Source organism: Lysinibacillus sp. FSL K6-1151, assembly GCF_038630755.1.
GTDB classification, from domain to species: Bacteria; Bacillota; Bacilli; order Bacillales_A; family Planococcaceae; genus Lysinibacillus; species Lysinibacillus fusiformis_D.
This window is the reverse complement of sequence record NZ_CP152040.1, coordinates 2,701,016-2,716,743: the sequence shown is the minus strand read 5'-3', so window position 1 is coordinate 2,716,743 and position 15,728 is coordinate 2,701,016. Positions and strand designations below refer to the sequence as shown.

Annotated in this window: 18 protein-coding genes; 11 read left to right on the top strand and 7 right to left on the bottom strand. The window is 37.4% G+C overall.

Annotated elements, in window-relative coordinates; translation table 11 throughout:
• Positions 1–24: 24 nt before the first annotated feature.
• The 3 genes from MHI04_RS13110 to MHI04_RS13100 form a co-directional block, all read right to left on the bottom strand.
• Complete coding sequence (locus MHI04_RS13110; RefSeq protein ID WP_101966756.1) at positions 25–630, bottom strand: DUF2812 domain-containing protein; 606 nt, start codon at positions 628–630, stop codon at positions 25–27.
• Positions 617–940, bottom strand: coding sequence for a PadR family transcriptional regulator (locus MHI04_RS13105; protein ID WP_036123567.1), 324 nt, complete (start codon positions 938–940; stop codon positions 617–619). The genes MHI04_RS13110 and MHI04_RS13105 overlap by 14 nt, the downstream gene beginning before the upstream one ends.
• 110 nt (positions 941–1,050) lie before the next feature.
• Positions 1,051–1,677 (bottom strand): hypothetical protein, encoded by a 627-nt coding sequence (locus tag MHI04_RS13100; RefSeq protein WP_058844557.1) that lies wholly within the window; start codon positions 1,675–1,677, stop codon positions 1,051–1,053.
• 165 nt (positions 1,678–1,842) lie between these two features.
• Here MHI04_RS13100 and MHI04_RS13095 point away from each other — a divergent pair, with 165 nt between their 5' ends.
• Together MHI04_RS13095 and ade are read left to right on the top strand one after the other, a co-directional pair.
• Positions 1,843–2,265, top strand: a complete 423-nt coding sequence (locus MHI04_RS13095; RefSeq protein WP_089932906.1) for a pyridoxamine 5'-phosphate oxidase family protein — start codon at positions 1,843–1,845, stop codon at positions 2,263–2,265.
• Between the two features lie 94 nt (positions 2,266–2,359).
• Positions 2,360–4,105, top strand: a complete 1,746-nt coding sequence (ade, locus tag MHI04_RS13090; protein WP_058844558.1) for an adenine deaminase — start codon at positions 2,360–2,362, stop codon at positions 4,103–4,105.
• Positions 4,106–4,269: 164 nt separating this feature from the next.
• Here ade and MHI04_RS13085 read toward each other — a convergent pair whose 3' ends face one another.
• Positions 4,270–4,713 carry a hypothetical protein gene (locus tag MHI04_RS13085; protein WP_340809158.1) on the bottom strand — a complete coding sequence of 148 codons (444 nt, stop codon included), beginning with the start codon at positions 4,711–4,713 and terminating at the stop codon, positions 4,270–4,272.
• Positions 4,714–5,275: 562 nt separating this feature from the next.
• Positions 5,276–5,713, bottom strand: coding sequence for a MarR family transcriptional regulator (locus MHI04_RS13080; RefSeq protein WP_058844559.1), 438 nt, complete (start codon positions 5,711–5,713; stop codon positions 5,276–5,278).
• Positions 5,714–5,863: 150 nt separating this feature from the next.
• On the opposite strand from MHI04_RS13080, the gene MHI04_RS13075 reads away from it, so the two are divergent.
• The 4 genes from MHI04_RS13075 to MHI04_RS13060 all read left to right on the top strand — a co-directional run bounded on the left by MHI04_RS13075 (position 5,864) and on the right by MHI04_RS13060 (position 9,107).
• Positions 5,864–6,268, top strand: coding sequence for an Ohr family peroxiredoxin (locus MHI04_RS13075; protein ID WP_101966753.1), 405 nt, complete (start codon positions 5,864–5,866; stop codon positions 6,266–6,268).
• A gap of 26 nt (positions 6,269–6,294) precedes the next feature.
• Positions 6,295–6,921 carry a nitroreductase family protein gene (locus MHI04_RS13070; RefSeq protein WP_340809157.1) on the top strand — a complete coding sequence of 209 codons (627 nt, stop codon included), beginning with the start codon at positions 6,295–6,297 and terminating at the stop codon, positions 6,919–6,921.
• A gap of 263 nt (positions 6,922–7,184) precedes the next feature.
• Positions 7,185–7,724 carry a flavodoxin family protein gene (locus MHI04_RS13065; RefSeq protein ID WP_089932594.1) on the top strand — a complete coding sequence of 180 codons (540 nt, stop codon included), beginning with the start codon at positions 7,185–7,187 and terminating at the stop codon, positions 7,722–7,724.
• A gap of 483 nt (positions 7,725–8,207) precedes the next feature.
• Positions 8,208–9,107, top strand: coding sequence for a LysR family transcriptional regulator (locus MHI04_RS13060; RefSeq protein ID WP_036126960.1), 900 nt, complete (start codon positions 8,208–8,210; stop codon positions 9,105–9,107).
• A 22-nt stretch (positions 9,108–9,129) separates the two neighbouring features.
• Here MHI04_RS13060 and MHI04_RS13055 read toward each other — a convergent pair whose 3' ends face one another.
• Together MHI04_RS13055 and MHI04_RS13050 are read right to left on the bottom strand one after the other, a co-directional pair.
• Positions 9,130–10,158, bottom strand: coding sequence for an S-layer homology domain-containing protein (locus MHI04_RS13055; protein ID WP_036126958.1), 1,029 nt, complete (start codon positions 10,156–10,158; stop codon positions 9,130–9,132).
• A gap of 126 nt (positions 10,159–10,284) precedes the next feature.
• On the bottom strand, positions 10,285–11,022 hold the full coding sequence (locus MHI04_RS13050) for an SDR family NAD(P)-dependent oxidoreductase (RefSeq protein WP_089932596.1): 738 nt from the start codon (positions 11,020–11,022) through the stop codon (positions 10,285–10,287).
• A gap of 162 nt (positions 11,023–11,184) precedes the next feature.
• Here MHI04_RS13050 and MHI04_RS13045 point away from each other — a divergent pair, with 162 nt between their 5' ends.
• The 5 genes from MHI04_RS13045 (at position 11,185) to MHI04_RS13025 (ending at position 15,716) form a co-directional block, all read left to right on the top strand.
• Entirely contained in the window at positions 11,185–11,793 is a 609-nt protein-coding gene (locus MHI04_RS13045) for a TetR/AcrR family transcriptional regulator (RefSeq protein WP_089932598.1), read from the top strand.
• 520 nt (positions 11,794–12,313) lie between these two features.
• Positions 12,314–13,228 carry a zinc ABC transporter substrate-binding protein gene (locus tag MHI04_RS13040; protein ID WP_036126954.1) on the top strand — a complete coding sequence of 305 codons (915 nt, stop codon included), beginning with the start codon at positions 12,314–12,316 and terminating at the stop codon, positions 13,226–13,228.
• 9 nt (positions 13,229–13,237) lie between these two features.
• Positions 13,238–13,966, top strand: coding sequence for a metal ABC transporter ATP-binding protein (locus MHI04_RS13035; RefSeq protein WP_036126951.1), 729 nt, complete (start codon positions 13,238–13,240; stop codon positions 13,964–13,966).
• 11 nt (positions 13,967–13,977) lie between these two features.
• On the top strand, positions 13,978–14,850 hold the full coding sequence (locus MHI04_RS13030) for a metal ABC transporter permease (protein ID WP_036126949.1): 873 nt from the start codon (positions 13,978–13,980) through the stop codon (positions 14,848–14,850).
• Entirely contained in the window at positions 14,847–15,716 is an 870-nt protein-coding gene (locus MHI04_RS13025) for a metal ABC transporter permease (RefSeq protein ID WP_089932599.1), read from the top strand. The genes MHI04_RS13030 and MHI04_RS13025 overlap by 4 nt, the downstream gene beginning before the upstream one ends.
• The last annotated feature ends 12 nt before the right edge of the window (positions 15,717–15,728 follow it).

Here is a 15,728-nt window from a genome sequence, read left to right as displayed (position 1 = left end):
ACGTAAGTGGCTCCTTGGTATTTTCTATAACAGCTGCTGTATAGATTTCCGATAACGATAATAAACGACTACATACATCCCACATGTTGCTAAAAATAGCCAAGGTGGAATAAAGCGCATAAGGGCAAAGGGTGTTTCAAATAAAAAAGCCAAAAGGAATGCTAAACCTTCTTTCTCCCATAAGCCAGGTGTATAATAGGCAGCTTTTATACTGAAAAAGGAATCGAAGTCATCATTGGCATACAAAATCATTAACAAAAGAAAAGAGAGTAACGCCCAATGGCTTGCATGCTGCATTAAACGTTTATATTTAGCAATATACGAATCATTATCCGAAAATAATTCATCGTTGCCATCTTTTCTTTTTAACCAATAGTAGGTTCCATCATACGACTTTTCTTTTAAAGGGCGCCACCCAAAATCCTCATGTAATTGCTTATAGTTTGGTTGCTCTTTTTTTCGAAGATCTTGCTGATAATCAATTCGGATAACTTGTTCAAGATCTGTAGTATGTTTAAATGTATAAAAACCTGCTGAATTTATGTTTGTGCAAACTAAGCCTTGGGATAACATTTGATTTAACCATTGTTCTTCCTTTTCAATATCAAAAAAGATTTTAAACTTTATCATGTTCATCAGCTCCCTCATATAAAGATAAAATTCGTTGCAATCGCTGTTGCTCGATAGCTAATATATTTAGCCCTTCAGCGGTTGTTTGATACACCTTGCGTCTAGAATCCTCGGTTGCAACAGGAGTAATCCAATGATATTTCAACAAATTTTCTATTGCCCCATACATGGTGCCAGCAGCAATTCTCACACTGCCAGCGCTCATTTCCTCGATTTTTTGCATCATTGCATAGCCATGTAACGGTTCACGTAGAGCAAGTAAAATATAATGCATGGTTTCTGATAAAGGCAGTAATTTATGTTTTTTCATTAGGTCACCTCAACTATACAGTTTAACTATATAGTTTGATTATATATAGTTAGACTGTATATTGCAACTGTATAAAAAAAGACAATGCATTTTTGCATTGTCTTGTAAGCTTATACGACAGCGCTTTTCACGCCAGTCCATCTCATAAATAATTTTTCATTATAGGTTAAGGCAAATTGTACAATGGGTCCAAGCCCAAATGCCATAATGACTGTACCAATTCCAATAGGGCCACCTAGTAAAAGGCCAATAACAGCGACAGTCACTTCCATTGTTGTACGAGAACGTGTAACACTCCAGCCAAGCTTATGGACCATCATTAACATTAACGTATCACGTGGACCGATTCCCAAATTGGCTACCATATACATACCGCAACCCCAGCCTAATAAAACTAACCCTGTAAGATAGGAGACAAGTTGCATCCAAAATCCATCGATATCTGGCAACCAATAATTAAATATATCAATAAAAATGCCTGCTAAAAACATATCAATAAAGGTCCCTGGTAATGGGAATTTTTTTGTGATCAGCATATCAAATGCTAAAATGGCAAGTCCCAATATAATGGACCAAGTGCCGATTGTTAAACCCACTGTTTTTGTTAAGCCAATATGTAGTACATCCCAAGAGCCAACGCCAAAAAGCTGCCCTTTAATTGTTAATGTGATGCCAAAAGATAGCACGATAATGCCTGTTATGAAAAACAAACAGCGCGTAAAGAAAGCTTGTTTCATTTTTTAACCCTCATTTATCCGAAAATTCCTATTATCCATCCAATTAGTATAACAAATAAATTTTCAATATGGCCGAAAATTGTCATTTCACATTTTTCAAAAAAAGGCGGTTTAGCTTTTTGAGGAGAGGGCAAAATAGATATGTAGATGAAAGGATGGGATGAAATGACTTCTGTACGTGATGAAATTTTAGAAGTTTTAAATCGAGAAAAGATTGGAACAATGGCGACTGTAGAAAATGGAAAACCGTACTCTCGTTATATGACGTTTCAACATGAGGACTTTGTATTATATACGGTAACGAATAAACATTCAGAGAAAATGGAAGAACTTCGTAAAAATCCCTATACCCATATTTTATATGGCTATGAAAATGAAGGCTTTGGGGATACGTATGTTGAAATAGAGGGCCAGCTTACGGAAGTCCATGAAGAGGGGTTAAAAAATAAACTAGCTGAATTTTTTACGAGTATCTTCGTTGGTAATCAGGACGAAATGGTGACCTTGAAAATTGAACCTATTCGCATGCGCTTGATGAATAAAAAGGGACACCCACCAAAAGAGCTAGAATTTTCGAACGACCATTGATGGATGGTCGTTTTTTACTGTACTACTATAAATACTTGCAATGATCGGTATTTTTCAGGCATGATAGTTCTTAAAAGAAAAAGGAGTATAGGCTATGACAACAAAATTACAGAAGTTAACGCAAAATATCTTATCATCTCAAGGGAAATTAGAGGCAGATTTCATACTGAGAAATGCTCAAGTGGCCGATGTTTATACGTTAACGTGGAAAAAGGCAGACATTGTTGTGAACAATGGTACGATTGTGGCACTGGATCACAACCACAAATTTCAGGCAAAAGAGGAACAGGATGCAGCAGGAAGCTACGTCATTCCTGGATTAATTGATGGTCATATACATATAGAATCTTCCATGCTAACGCCGGGGGAATTTAGTCGAGTTTTACTACCTCATGGTATTACCACAGTCATCACAGATCCACATGAAATCGCCAATGTCGCAGGAGCGGAAGGCATCCAATTTATGCTCGATGATGCACAAAAAGCGGATATGGATATTTTTGTGATGCTGCCATCAAGCGTACCTGGTACACAGTTTGAAAATGCAGGTGCAACACTAACAGCTCAGGATTTGGCGTCATTTCTAAAACATGAACAAGTTCGTGGCTTGGCAGAAGTCATGGATTTTCCAGCCGTATTAAATGGGGAAGAGGGCATGCTTCAGAAAATTTTATTATCACAGCAAGCAAACCTAGTAATCGATGGGCATTGTGCTGGCTTACAGAGCGAACAAATTACAGGCTATCGCGCTGCAGGCATACTGACAGATCATGAATGTGTGACAGCCGAAGAAGCCATTGATCGTGTAGAGCAAGGGATGTATGTACTGATTCGAGAAGGCTCAGCAGCTAAAAATTTACGTGATTTATTACCGGCTGTTCAGCCACATAATGCTCGTCGCTTTGGTTTTTGTACAGACGATAAATATGTGGATGAGTTAATCGATGAAGGTAGCATCAATTATGATATAGCTATGGCAATAGCCGAAGGGATGACACCATTACAGGCAATCCAGTTAGCAACTGTGAACACAGCAGAATGCTATCGTTTATTTGATCGAGGGGTACTTGCCCCAGGCTATAAGGCAGATTTTGTGTTAGTCGAGGATTTGTCGACGATGCAGGCAAAGGCTGTATGGAAAAATGGTCGAAAGGTTGCTGAAAATGGAGAAATGCTGACAAGTCGTCAAGAGCTAATTGTTCCTGCTCATATCCACCAATCAGTGCATTTACCAGCCATTACAAAGGATAGGCTACAACTAGCTTTCACAAAGGGTACGAAGGCTAATGTTATGGAGATTGTTCCAAATCAGCTCATTACCAATCATGTAGTAATGGATGTACCTGTGAAAGAAGGCGTTTTTGAACCATCTGTAGAACAAGATTTACTGAAATTGGCCGTAATTGAACGACACCATCATTTACACACGACAGGTCTAGGCATTGTCAAAGGCTTTGGTTTACAAAAAGGGGCAGTAGCCACAACCGTAGCACATGATTCACATAATGCCCTTGTCGTAGGGACAAACGATGAGGATATGATACTTGCGCTTGCACGCATTCAAGAAATCCAAGGGGGCTTTGTGATTGTAGCAGATGGCAAAATTCTAGCGGAGATGCCATTAACCATTGGCGGCTTGATGACAGATGCCCCTGCTCAGCAAGCAAAGGAACAGCTAGCAGGCTTGCATAGTGCATTAAAGACGCTCAACCCAACATTAGATTTCCATTTTCTACTGACGTTTTCTTTTGTGGCATTACCAGTCATTCCTGCACTAAAACTAACAGATACAGGATTATTTGATGTGACAACCTTCCAGCACATCTCTGTAGAAGCATAGACGAAAACGACCTAATAGCTTAAAGCTTTAGGTCGTTTTTGTATTTCGTGTTGATCTAAGTAGCTCTGAGACATCTTTTATACTTCCGATAATTATATATTTAGTAATCTTTTTGATAAAAATAAAAAACAGACAACATATTTCATTGACTGTTTTAGGATCTATTATTCTTTTAAAACACTAGGTTTATCGAAAGAAACAATATCTATTATATGGTCAAGACAAACAATTTGGTAATGAATTAGGTCTTTGTAGGAGTATATTTCCTGAGCAATTGTTCCATTACTTACAAAATCTAAATAGGTAGACTTTGAGAATAAACGTACTGAATGACCAATAAATTTATCTTCTGAATTTACAAAATGAAATGACTCATCGAAAACAGAATAGGCTACATACGAATCAAATTCTATATGTATCACTGGTAATGTCTTATCAATTTCAATTGGGTTGACATCATATAATGTATATTCACCAACATTTACATCCTCGCTTTTAGAACTGATAGAAGCTCTTTTAATAGAAATTCTCAATGAATTCGTACCAGGCTCTACTATATTATCTAAAAAAACAAAACCTTTTTGCTGTATCAAATCCTCATAGTTCATCAAATCACCCTTCCATATTTATATATAAGGTTTTGGTCATTTTATAATTTGAAATTTAAAATGTCAATAATAAAATAGTTGATAAAGGATAAAAAAATATTGTTTTTCGATAAAAAATAATTGTCTTAGAATATATTTTAAGCTTCTGATTGTAGGTGGCAGGATCTGAATTTTGCACACTAAAAATAGTTAAATGAAGGAACAAGGTAATGACGAAATATATGATTGCTTCAACACCAATTAGATTAGGTGTACTTAGTTTTTGATTTTATGGTGATAGGGAGTAATGTAGCTCTGGAAGGTATTCTAATAGGATTTTTATTGGATTTGTTTGTGTAATTGGCACAGAGATAAATTCTTAAAAAAGGGGAATTGCGGGAAATGGTAGTTAAGCAGTGATTTTATAAATTGTTAATGGCATCTGATAAAATGCCTAGAGCCGTATTTGGAAGATAAGCAAATTCCAAATACGGTTCTTTATGTTGATTATATAAAATTATTGTTACGTGATACCGCCGCTATAGCATGAATCAAAAGTTTTAGGGTTACAATATTCATTACTTTATTTTTTATCTTTCATTGTCCAGTCGTTGTGCATAATATCTTGAAGAACATTTTTCAGTTGTATAAATTGCTGCTCTGAGATATTTGATTGTTGCATTACTTGTCGTGACACTTCTGGTAGCATACAACGGACATTACTGCCTTCTTTTGATAAATAAATTTGCATTTGTCGTTCGTCATCCTTGGAACGCTCACGACAAATATAGCCCTTCGCCTCTAACTTTTTGAGCAACGGTGTTAATGTACCTGAATCTAAAAATAAACGTTGTCCCAATTCTTTCACTGTTATTTGTTCGTTTTCCTCCAAGGCTAATAAAGTGATATAACCTGTATAAGTTAGATCATATGGCTTTAATAATAATGTGTATTGTCGAATGATTTCCTTTGATGTGGCGTACAAAAGAAAGCACAGTTGATTATCTAAATGATTAGGCATAAAAATCCCCTCTTAAAGTTCTTCTCATTACATTTATATTAAAAATAAAGTTCCTACTTGTCAAACGCAATTAAATTGTGTACAATTCGATTTGTAAAAATTAAATTGTGTACAATTTAAAATACTAATATAGATATGGGGTTTTCGGTTATGAAAGAATTATACTCAACTACAATGATTAATGATGGTGGGCGTAATGGCACATCATATGCAAAGGATCAATCACTCTCTTTAAAAATTGCACCACCAGGCTCAAAATTAGCTAATGTGACAAATCCAGAGCAATTATTTGCGGCAGGTTATAGTGCCTGCTTTAATAGTGCATTAGATTTAATTAAACGCCAAAAAAAACTAAACAACGCATCAACAATTAAAGTAACAGTCAAATTAATGGAACAAGCTACTTTTGACTATGTGCTTGCTGTTGACATCGAAGGACATATTGAAGGATTAGCATTGGAAGAAGCACAGGAATTATTAGAGTTAACACATACAGTGTGCCCATATTCAAAGGCAACAATGGGAAATATCAATGTAATAATTAAAGCAGTTTAAATTTTTTTGAAAAAGAGGGAAATGACATGTTATCAACTACACCATTAAAACAAATTATGCAGGAGCGAAAATCAGTTCGTAAATACAATGCTAATACTAAAATTTCTCGTGAAACAATAGTGCAGCTGTTGCAAGATGCTACTTCAGCGCCTTCTTCAAGTAACATGCAACCATGGCGATTTATTGTCATTGATGATAGGGAAATTCAAAAGAATATTAATTTCTTTTCGTTTAATCAAGAGCAAATCGAAACAGCCTCTGCCATTATTGCTGTCATTGGTGATACTGAAATGTATTTAAATGCAAAGGAAATCTATGCAAAAAATGTGGAATTAGGCTATATGCCAGAAGAAATTGCCAATAAGCTTGCTCAAGACGCATTAACAATGTATGGCTCAGCTTCGGCAAAAACATTAGAAAATATCGTACACTTTGATGCTGGCTTAGTTTCTATGCAAATAATGCTATTGGCGAAAGAAATGGGTTATGATACAGTTCCAATGGGTGGGTTTGATAAAGCTAAATTTGCTGAGTACATGGAATTACCTGCGAATGAAGTACCTATACTATTATTAGCAATTGGTGAAGCAGCTGCACCAGCTTATGGCTCTTCACGTCTTTCAATTGATCACATTGTAAGGTTCAATAAATAATGTTAGAGAACGACTCACATTAAAAAATAGCCAAAACAAAGGCTTCATAATATGATTTGACTTTAAAAGGGGAGGGTGAAAGCTCTCCTTTTAGCGTGCTTGAAAGTAATACTTGTTTCTTTTCCATTTAGCAACCTCTTTATAATCAATTTTTTCGATCTATTTTATCGAAATAATCATCTTTATCGATTTGTAAAATCATAATAAGATATAAGCATTCGGAAACAATAGTAGGGAATTTTAAGGAAGAGGGGATAATCAATATGTCAATAGCAGTTATTTACGGTGGAAATCGTCCGAATGGGAATGTAGAGACACTGACAAAATTAATCACGCAAGGCTTAAATGTTGAAGAAGTTTATCTAAAGGATTATGTCATTCAACCAATAATAGATAAGCGACATGAAGAGGGGGGATTTTCCGAAGTAAACGATGATTATAACGCCATCATAGATCGTATACTCCCGCATGATATTCTTGTTTTTTCGACCCCTATTTATTGGTATAGCATGACAGGGGCGATGAAAAACTTTATTGATCGGTGGTCACAAACTTTAAGAGACCCAAATTATCCTAATTTCAAAGCAATGATGTCTTCTAAAAAAGCCTATGTAATTGCAGTTGGTGGAGATCAACCTTATATGAAAGGTTTACCAATGATTCAGCAGTTTCAACATATCTTTGACTTTATTGGCACAACCTTTGAAGGGTATATTTTAGGAGAAGGAAACAAACCAGGAGATATCCTTCAAGATTTAACAGCGTTGTCTGCAGCTGAATGTCTTCGAAAAGAATTACAATAGCATTTTGTTTCTGATGTATGTTAGCTACTAAAAAAGATCATTTATGCTCTTATGTTAAAGACATATAAAGAATAGAACAAAATTTTCTCCCGCGATTTAAAAACGGATTTGGACGATATGTAGCTTCCAAATCCGTTTCTTTTTATTTGATTAAAGGTTCTTTTGTTGTCGCTCGGTTTGGCAAAATCGATTACCATGTTTTTTTAAATTCTCTCGAGCATCAGAAAGTCATAACGTCGTGACGTAAATCGTAGATAGGTTCAATGTTGAATCCTTGGCTATATAAATTGTCGTGTGGTACACCTGCTAACATGATATCTGTTCATTATTCGACATTGCTTTGTTGTCCAGAATTTACGATGAATCATGAGACGCAACTTCTTTCTTTCAACTACTAACTAGTGTAAACTGGATTTTACTATCGATTTTTACGAATGTTTCGGTAAAATCTATCGGAAAATCCGAATGAAGGGGATTAAGTGAATGGATATGAAGCAGCTCCAAACGTTTTTAACGGCATCTGAAACATTAAGCTTTACCCAGACAGCACAGCGTCTCGACTATGCCCAGTCCAGTATTACAGCCCAAATTAAAACATTAGAACAAGAATTGGGTGTTATTCTTTTTGAGCGGCTAGGAAAACGCATTGTCCTGACAGAGGAGGGGAAACATCTCCAACAGTATGCAAAAAAAATGCTAGAGCTAGATCATGATATGAAAAAAGCGATGTCCAATGAACAGGCGCAAGTTGTCTTAAAAGTGGGGGCACAGGAGAGCCAATGTGTCTATCGACTGCCAACTATTTTACAACAATTTCAACAGGCGCACCCGCATGTGAAAATCATTTTTAAGCCAGTGCATACGACAGACATTGCGAAGGAATTATTACAAGAAGGCAAACTCGACGTTGCATTTATAACAGATACATATCAGGAAACCGCCATGCTACAGCGAGAACGATTGATTCAAGAACAGCTTGTTTTTGTCAGTGCCTCTAAAGAAATCAGGCAGCCTTTATCTGCTCAACAACTATCAATTGAAACTATGCTGTTAACAGAAACGGGTTGCTCTTATCGGAACCATTTAGAAGCACAGCTACAGCAAGAAGGTGTCTTGCCTTCACAAATGATTGAGTTTGCCAGTATTGAGGCGATAAAGCAATGTGTGATGGCAGGCTTAGGTATCACGTTTTTGCCTAAAATGGTTGTAGAAAAAGAGTTGGAAAGTGGAAATTTAGTGGAGCTACCGTCCTCAATCGACCTAGCGCCCATTTATACAGATATTGCATGGCATAAAGATAAGCATATGCATGCCTATTTACAGGATTTTATTGCTATAGCCAAGCTTAGCTATGAAGCATTTGGCAATGAAAAAAGAGCCTGAATGAATCAGACTCTGTTGCAAGCTATTGCTTCTTTAATGTACCAGAGAAATTAGTGCTTTCATTACGCTCTGCACGGCAATCAATCTCGGACACTTTCAGGGCGTTATTAGATAAACGCTCTACCTCGACGACACAACGATTGCCATTAGAGGATTTATTCATGATGGCTTTCGTACTGCTTGTGATCGTGGCGGTACCATTGACACTACCTGAAGCAGTGCCATCATTCGCTGTTAAAGCAAGAGAAAAGCTGTTGTTTGTGGCATTGGAAATGATGGCATCGCGGCGGTTAAAATCATTTGTTCCTTTTCCCCATTTATAATAATACGTATAAACGCCTTCCCAGGCACTCTTACTAGGGGTATTTTGCTGTAATGATTTATCGAGCTGGTTTTGAGCATTTTTCGCTCTTGTACTTAAAGATACATTGTTGGCATTATCATGAATGGACTGTGCGTCCGCTGAAATTTCATAAAAATTTCGTTCATCCATACGATAGAGCATCGTGACAACTTGTGCACGTGTCATATTGTTCATTACGCCATAAAACTTCTGTAAATTTCGATCTTCATACTGTGGATTTTGCCCTGAAGAAATATAGGTATCAAGTAAAAATTGAATAGATTGATCTAACCCTTTCTTCCCGCTAGCTAAATGAGCAATTGCTTGTGCCACGACACCGCGCTTCACAGTAGCCGCTCGAATTCGGTTATCAAAATAACCATTTAAAGGTACACCATAGCTAGCGAGTTGGTTATAAAATTCATCCGACCAGTTTGCCGTAGGGGTCTGTTTCTTTAACTCATCGATGGGTGATTCAAGCTCATAAAAATTAGCTAGCAATTTGGCCAACTGCTGTTCAGTAATCGTGGCATTTGGTTTAAATGTACCATCTGTAAAGCCGTTGACAATATCATACTCTTCTGCCCATACAATCGCTTCATAGGCATAATGATCCTCTGATACATCTCGAAAGCCAGAAGCTTGTACATTGCCTGCACTGGCTACAATCAGAATGGAAAATAATAAGGTACATACTAATTTTTTCATTCGTCGTTTTCATCCTTTCTTGCTCGCTTTAGTAATAGTTTGCAGGAAATGGATAAAAACTGCAAATTTTTCTAGCACAAAAAATAATCGCTGTCCCTTGTGGGGAAGCGATTATTTACGATGTAATTATTGGGCTGTGTAGCCACCATCTACAGTTAATGTGTTACCTGTCATAAAGGTTGAATCATCACAAGCCATGAATAAAACAGCTTTTGCCATTTCTTCTGGTTGTCCTAAGCGTTGCATAGGTGTTACTTGACGTAGTGGCTCCTTGCTTTCTTCTGGAATAATCGGTGTATCAATAAAACCCGGGCATAGGGCATTGACACGAATACCACGAGTAGCAAACTCCAATGCTAATGAACGCGTTAAATTAATAACGCCCCCTTTTGCTGCATTATAGGCGGCTGATCCTGGTGAGCCAACCCAACCATACATCGAAGCCGTATTAACGATTGTACCGCTATTCACTTTCAGCATTTCTTTAATGGCAGCCTGCGCCATTAAAAATACACCATCTAAATCTACATTGACAGTTTGACGCCATTCCGCATAAGGAAGCTCCTCAGTTGGTGTGACACGACCAATTCCAGCATTATTAAAAAGGACATCGATTTTGCCAAATGTCTCAATTGTTGTTTGATAAATAGCTGCTACTTCATTTTCATCTGTTACATTTGCTTTGATAAATATAGCCTTTGCACCAGCTGCCTGTAATTCGGCAGCAAAGGCTTGGCCTTTTTCCTCGTTTAAGTCCACAAGTACTACTTTTGCGCCTTCTGCTACAAATAATTGAGCGGTTGCGGCACCAATACCAGAAGCACCACCTGTAATGATTGCGACTTTATCTTGTAATTTCCCCATATATGACACTCCCTTAAATTATAATTTTTTCTTGCACACTGCGTAAATGACGGTGTACTTTTATTGTAAAACGCTTGAAATTGGAAACAATCATTAATGTCGTAGCAAGTGTCTAATTAGTAGACATATTTGCCCGAAATGTCTAAAAGGGAGGAAGTAAAATTGCCAAAATGGACACAAAGACAGGAAAGAACCCGTCGTCATTTTTATGAGGCGTTTGTCGAATTAATTAAAAAGCATGGGTTTCAAGCCTTGACAGTGAAGGATATTGTGGAACGAGCTGGCTATAACCGTAGTACTTTTTATGTGCATTTTCAAGATAAATTTGAATTAGCGGAAAATTTGCTCGAACAGATGTTGAATGGTCTGGAAGTCGCAGTAGGTGAACCTTATTTATATGGGGAAAAGGTGTATACGACGAAATTGAAAGCACCGTCCTTTAATATTATTCATTATATTTACAAGCATCGACTATTTTTCGAGCTGCTGAATGTTGAAGATACAATTCCTGGATTGCATACACGTATGCCCCTAACCATTACAAAAATATATCAAGAGCAATTTAAATTTGAAACGATCAATCAGCAGCCAGTCAATATGGACATGTTCAAGCATTATACTTCATACGGTTTTTATGGATTGATGATGCAATGGATTGCAAGTGGTTATGAAAAATCGGAAGACGCTTTAATTAAGGATATTATCGAACTAACTAAAACTCATATTTATGCATTTGAATTTATAGGGAAGCCACTGGAAAAAGAAGAGTGAAAGGTTTGTATAATATATTTTGCATTTTTATAAAAAATCTCTAATGAAATAATTAGGGATTTTTTTGTTTGGGCGAAATTATATTTTCTTAATGAAAAAATTTTTTCAAAAGAAATTTTCATAAAAAGGTTGAATTATTTTTGTTTTAAGCATATATTTTTCCTAAGGGAAACAAAATATCTACAGAGAAAGAAGAGTGCGTGTATGAAAGATTTAGGTGATATCAAATTGACAATTTTTCCAATGGTCATTTTAATCCTTCTGGCAATACTATGGAAACTCACAGATTCTGTAGGGGCAGGCATAGTGTTAATACTTTTCTGGATGAGCTGGCGCCAGCTTATTAGGAAAATGAATATAAATTAAGCGATTGTATGAGAAAAATCGGTGATGTGAACGACAGCAGTTGCTAAGAGGCGGGCATGACAGGAAAGGTATGGCTTGTCCGCTAACTCGCTACTTCGTACATATTAGCTATTTTTCAAGCAATCACTAAAAAAGAGAAAGATGAGGTAAAAAAATGAAACAATGGTTAGGTGTAATGGTACTATCACTCTCCCTTCTATTATTCGGTTGTTCAACTGAAACAGAGGGAAAGAAAGAAGGCATTGTTGTCGCAACAACTGGACAAATAGCGGATGCAATCAAAGAAATTAGTGGCGATCATTTACAAGTATCAGCATTGATGGGCCCAGGGGTAGATCCCCATTTATACAAGGCGACACAAAGTGATTTATCGAAATTGGATAAAGCTGAGGTCATTTTTTACAATGGCTTACATTTAGAAGGCCAAATGCTCGATATTTTTGAACAAATGGCGAAGGACAAAACGGTTTTAGCAGTAGGCGAGACATTAGATGAAAAGCAGCTCCTTGCAAGTGACGATGATTCGATGCTACATGATCCGCATATATGGTTTGATATTGAGCTATGGAAAGGCGTTGTCAAAGCAATCAGTACACAACTTCAGGAAGAATACCCTGAATTTAAAGATGATTTTCAAACAAATGAAGCATCTTATCTAAAGAAGCTGGATGATTTACAAAGCTATGCTCAAAACCGTGTGAACGAAATACCACAACAGCAACGAATCTTAGTAACTGCTCATGATGCGTTCAATTATTTTGGTAGAAGCCAAGGGTTTGAAGTACGTGGTTTACAAGGGCTTAGTACAGATTCAGAGTATGGTGTTAAGGATGTTCAGGAAATGGTTGATTTTTTAGTAGAAAATAAGATTAAAGCTCTCTTTATAGAATCGAGTGTATCCGATAAAGCGATGAAGGCTGTTATTGAAGGGGCTAAAGAAAAAGGTCACGACATTGTCATTGGTGGGGAATTATTCTCAGATGCCATGGGTGCTGAAGGAACAACGGAAGGTACATATATTGGTATGTATCAACATAACATCGACACAATCGTCGATGCATTAAAGTAGGTGAATGGTATGGATGCATTAACAGTAGAAAATCTATCAGTAGCATATGATAAAAAAACAGTATTAGAGAATGCCTGTGTGACGGTACCTAAAGGTCATCTAGCGGCCATTATTGGTCCGAATGGTGCAGGGAAATCAACCTTTTTAAAGGCCATTTTAAATCAACTTCCTAATAAAGTAGGAAAGGTTGAAATTTTAGGGAAGGTGTTTGAGCCGAAAAGTTTAGTTGTTGGCTATGTCCCTCAGCGTAATGCTGTGGATTGGGATTTTCCTACAAATGCGCTGGATGTAGTGCTCATGGGACGTTATGGCCATACGGGTTTATTTAAAAGACCATCCAAGCAAGATAAAATTGTTGCGCGACAAGCGTTAGCAAGCGTTGGGATGCTGGACTTTGCAGAGCGCTCCATCGGACAATTGTCAGGAGGTCAGCAGCAGCGTGTATTCCTAGCTAGAGCACTTGCTCAAAATGCAGATATTTATTTTTTAGATGAACCATTTGCAGGTGTAGATGCTGCGACTGAAAAAACCATTATTGATATTTTAAAAGATTTAAAGGCACAGGGAAAAAGTATTTTTGTCGTCCATCATGATCTTCAAACCGTCAAAGAATACTTTGATTATACGATTCTATTAAACAAAACGATTTTAGCATCAGGTGCAACAGAAGATGTTTTTACACCAGAACAATTACAAAAAACGTATGGTGGTAAACTATTCATGATGCAGCATGCGTAAGGAGGGACACAATGTTAAGTGGTAATTTATTGTGGGTACTTAGTGGAACAATGCTATTGGGCATTGCAGCTGGTATAACAGGCACCTTCTCCTTCTTGCAAAAACAAAGCTTAGTTGGTGACGCTGCGGCACATGCAGCATTACCAGGTATTGCGCTCGCATTCCTGCTAACAGGTCAAAAGGAATTGCCGGTTTTAATGCTAGGAGCGGGCATCACCTCTGCATTATCTGTGTATTGTATACAATGGATTGTATCGTTTTCAAAAATGAAGGCTGACGCTGCCATTGGTTTAGTCCTCACTGTATTTTTTGGTGTTGGTGTAGTATTTTTAACAGTTGTCAACCGTAGTCCACTTGGTAATCAAAGCGGTCTGAATAATTTTATTTTTGGCAAGGCAGCGACGATGACCAAAGCGGATTTAATGTGGCTGTTTATTAGTGCAACCATTATTATAATGGTTAGCCTCTTACTCTATAAGGAATGGAAGCTACTCATCTTTGATCCTGTATATGCAAAAGGGATTGGCTTACCGATTGAGGCTTTAAAGGCAACCTTAACAGTTTTAATTGTGATGACAATTGTCACAGGTATACAAGCTGTCGGCGTCATATTAATGTCTGCTTTATTAATTATTCCTGCTGCAAGTGCCAAGCTATGGACACAAAAATTAAGCACGATGCTTATTTTGAGTGCCGCGATTGGCGGAATTGCTGGCATAACAGGAACTTTTATTAGTGCGATTCGAACAGGGTTATCGACTGGTCCGATTATCGTCTTAGTAGCAGCAGGAATATTCTTTATATCGTATTTTATTAGTCCTGCAGGTCAAATTAGTAAATATCGTAGAAAAATGCAATTTCGAAAGCAGGGTGATGTAGGATGATCGAATTTTGGGTTGTATTCACAGGATTATTAGTTGGTGTGACATGTGGGATTGCAGGTGTCTTCCTCATCTTGCGTAGAATGTCCATGATCGCAGATGCCATCAGTCATACGGTGCTCTTTGGTATTGTGATGGCCTATCTTGTTACCCAGACATTAAATGGCTTTTGGATGCTTGTAGGCGCTGCGTTTGCAGGAATTTTAACAGCCTACCTTGTGCAATTATTGCATTCTTCTGGCATTCAAGAAGATGCCGCAATAGGGGTGGTCTTTACCTCCTTGTTTGCGGCAGGTGTCCTTCTGATCACCTTATATGCCGGCAATGTCCATTTAGACGTTGAACATGTTCTAATGGGGGAAATTGCTTTTGTACCTTGGGATAAATGGACACTGCTTGGGCTAGCGATGCCTAAGGCCGTGTGGATGTTGTTACTCGTCCTAGTAATTAATATTGCCTTCTTGCTATTATTCTTTAAAGAAATGAAGCTTGCCACTTTTGATCCTGTGTATGCGGCTACTATTGGGATTCCTGTTGTATTTCTTCATTATGGCTTTATGACATCCATTTCGTTCACAACTGTTGCGGCATTTGATAGTGTAGGGGCCATTTTAGTAGTGGCCATGTTGATTGGACCAGCCGCCACTTCCTATTTAATTAGTAAGACGATTAAGCAAATGTTTGTCTATAGTATGCTCTTTGGTGCTGCTGCTTCTGTTATCGGCTATTATTTAGCGAAGTTTTGGGATACTTCTATAGCTGGTATGATGGCGACAACGGTAGGGTTAATATTTATTGTGACGTTCATCAGCCAAAAAATAATCGAACGTAGAAAAAAAGCACTTGTCCATAAGCTAGAAATGTCTTAACGAAAAACACCG

Excerpts from the sequence above, each read along its gene's own strand:
- MHI04_RS13110 (WP_101966756.1), bottom strand. The coding sequence starts at position 630 with ATGATAAAGTTTAAAATCTTTTTTGATATTGAAAAGGAAGAACAATGG.
- MHI04_RS13085 (WP_340809158.1), bottom strand. The coding sequence starts at position 4,713 with ATGAACTATGAGGATTTGATACAGCAAAAAGGTTTTGTTTTTTTAGAT.
- MHI04_RS13050 (WP_089932596.1), bottom strand. The coding sequence starts at position 11,022 with ATGGGGAAATTACAAGATAAAGTCGCAATCATTACAGGTGGTGCTTCT.
- MHI04_RS13095 (WP_089932906.1), top strand. The coding sequence starts at position 1,843 with ATGACTTCTGTACGTGATGAAATTTTAGAAGTTTTAAATCGAGAAAAG.
- MHI04_RS13060 (WP_036126960.1), top strand. The coding sequence starts at position 8,208 with ATGGATATGAAGCAGCTCCAAACGTTTTTAACGGCATCTGAAACATTA.
- ade (WP_058844558.1), top strand. The coding sequence starts at position 2,360 with ATGACAACAAAATTACAGAAGTTAACGCAAAATATCTTATCATCTCAA.
- MHI04_RS13070 (WP_340809157.1), top strand. The coding sequence starts at position 6,295 with ATGTTATCAACTACACCATTAAAACAAATTATGCAGGAGCGAAAATCA.
- MHI04_RS13035 (WP_036126951.1), top strand. The coding sequence starts at position 13,238 with ATGGATGCATTAACAGTAGAAAATCTATCAGTAGCATATGATAAAAAA.
- MHI04_RS13075 (WP_101966753.1), top strand. The coding sequence starts at position 5,864 with ATGAAAGAATTATACTCAACTACAATGATTAATGATGGTGGGCGTAAT.
- MHI04_RS13030 (WP_036126949.1), top strand. The coding sequence starts at position 13,978 with ATGTTAAGTGGTAATTTATTGTGGGTACTTAGTGGAACAATGCTATTG.
- MHI04_RS13040 (WP_036126954.1), top strand. The coding sequence starts at position 12,314 with ATGAAACAATGGTTAGGTGTAATGGTACTATCACTCTCCCTTCTATTA.
- MHI04_RS13100 (WP_058844557.1), bottom strand. The coding sequence starts at position 1,677 with ATGAAACAAGCTTTCTTTACGCGCTGTTTGTTTTTCATAACAGGCATT.
- MHI04_RS13105 (WP_036123567.1), bottom strand. The coding sequence starts at position 940 with ATGAAAAAACATAAATTACTGCCTTTATCAGAAACCATGCATTATATT.
- MHI04_RS13065 (WP_089932594.1), top strand. The coding sequence starts at position 7,185 with ATGTCAATAGCAGTTATTTACGGTGGAAATCGTCCGAATGGGAATGTA.
- MHI04_RS13055 (WP_036126958.1), bottom strand. The coding sequence starts at position 10,158 with ATGAAAAAATTAGTATGTACCTTATTATTTTCCATTCTGATTGTAGCC.
- MHI04_RS13080 (WP_058844559.1), bottom strand. The coding sequence starts at position 5,713 with ATGCCTAATCATTTAGATAATCAACTGTGCTTTCTTTTGTACGCCACA.
- MHI04_RS13025 (WP_089932599.1), top strand. The coding sequence starts at position 14,847 with ATGATCGAATTTTGGGTTGTATTCACAGGATTATTAGTTGGTGTGACA.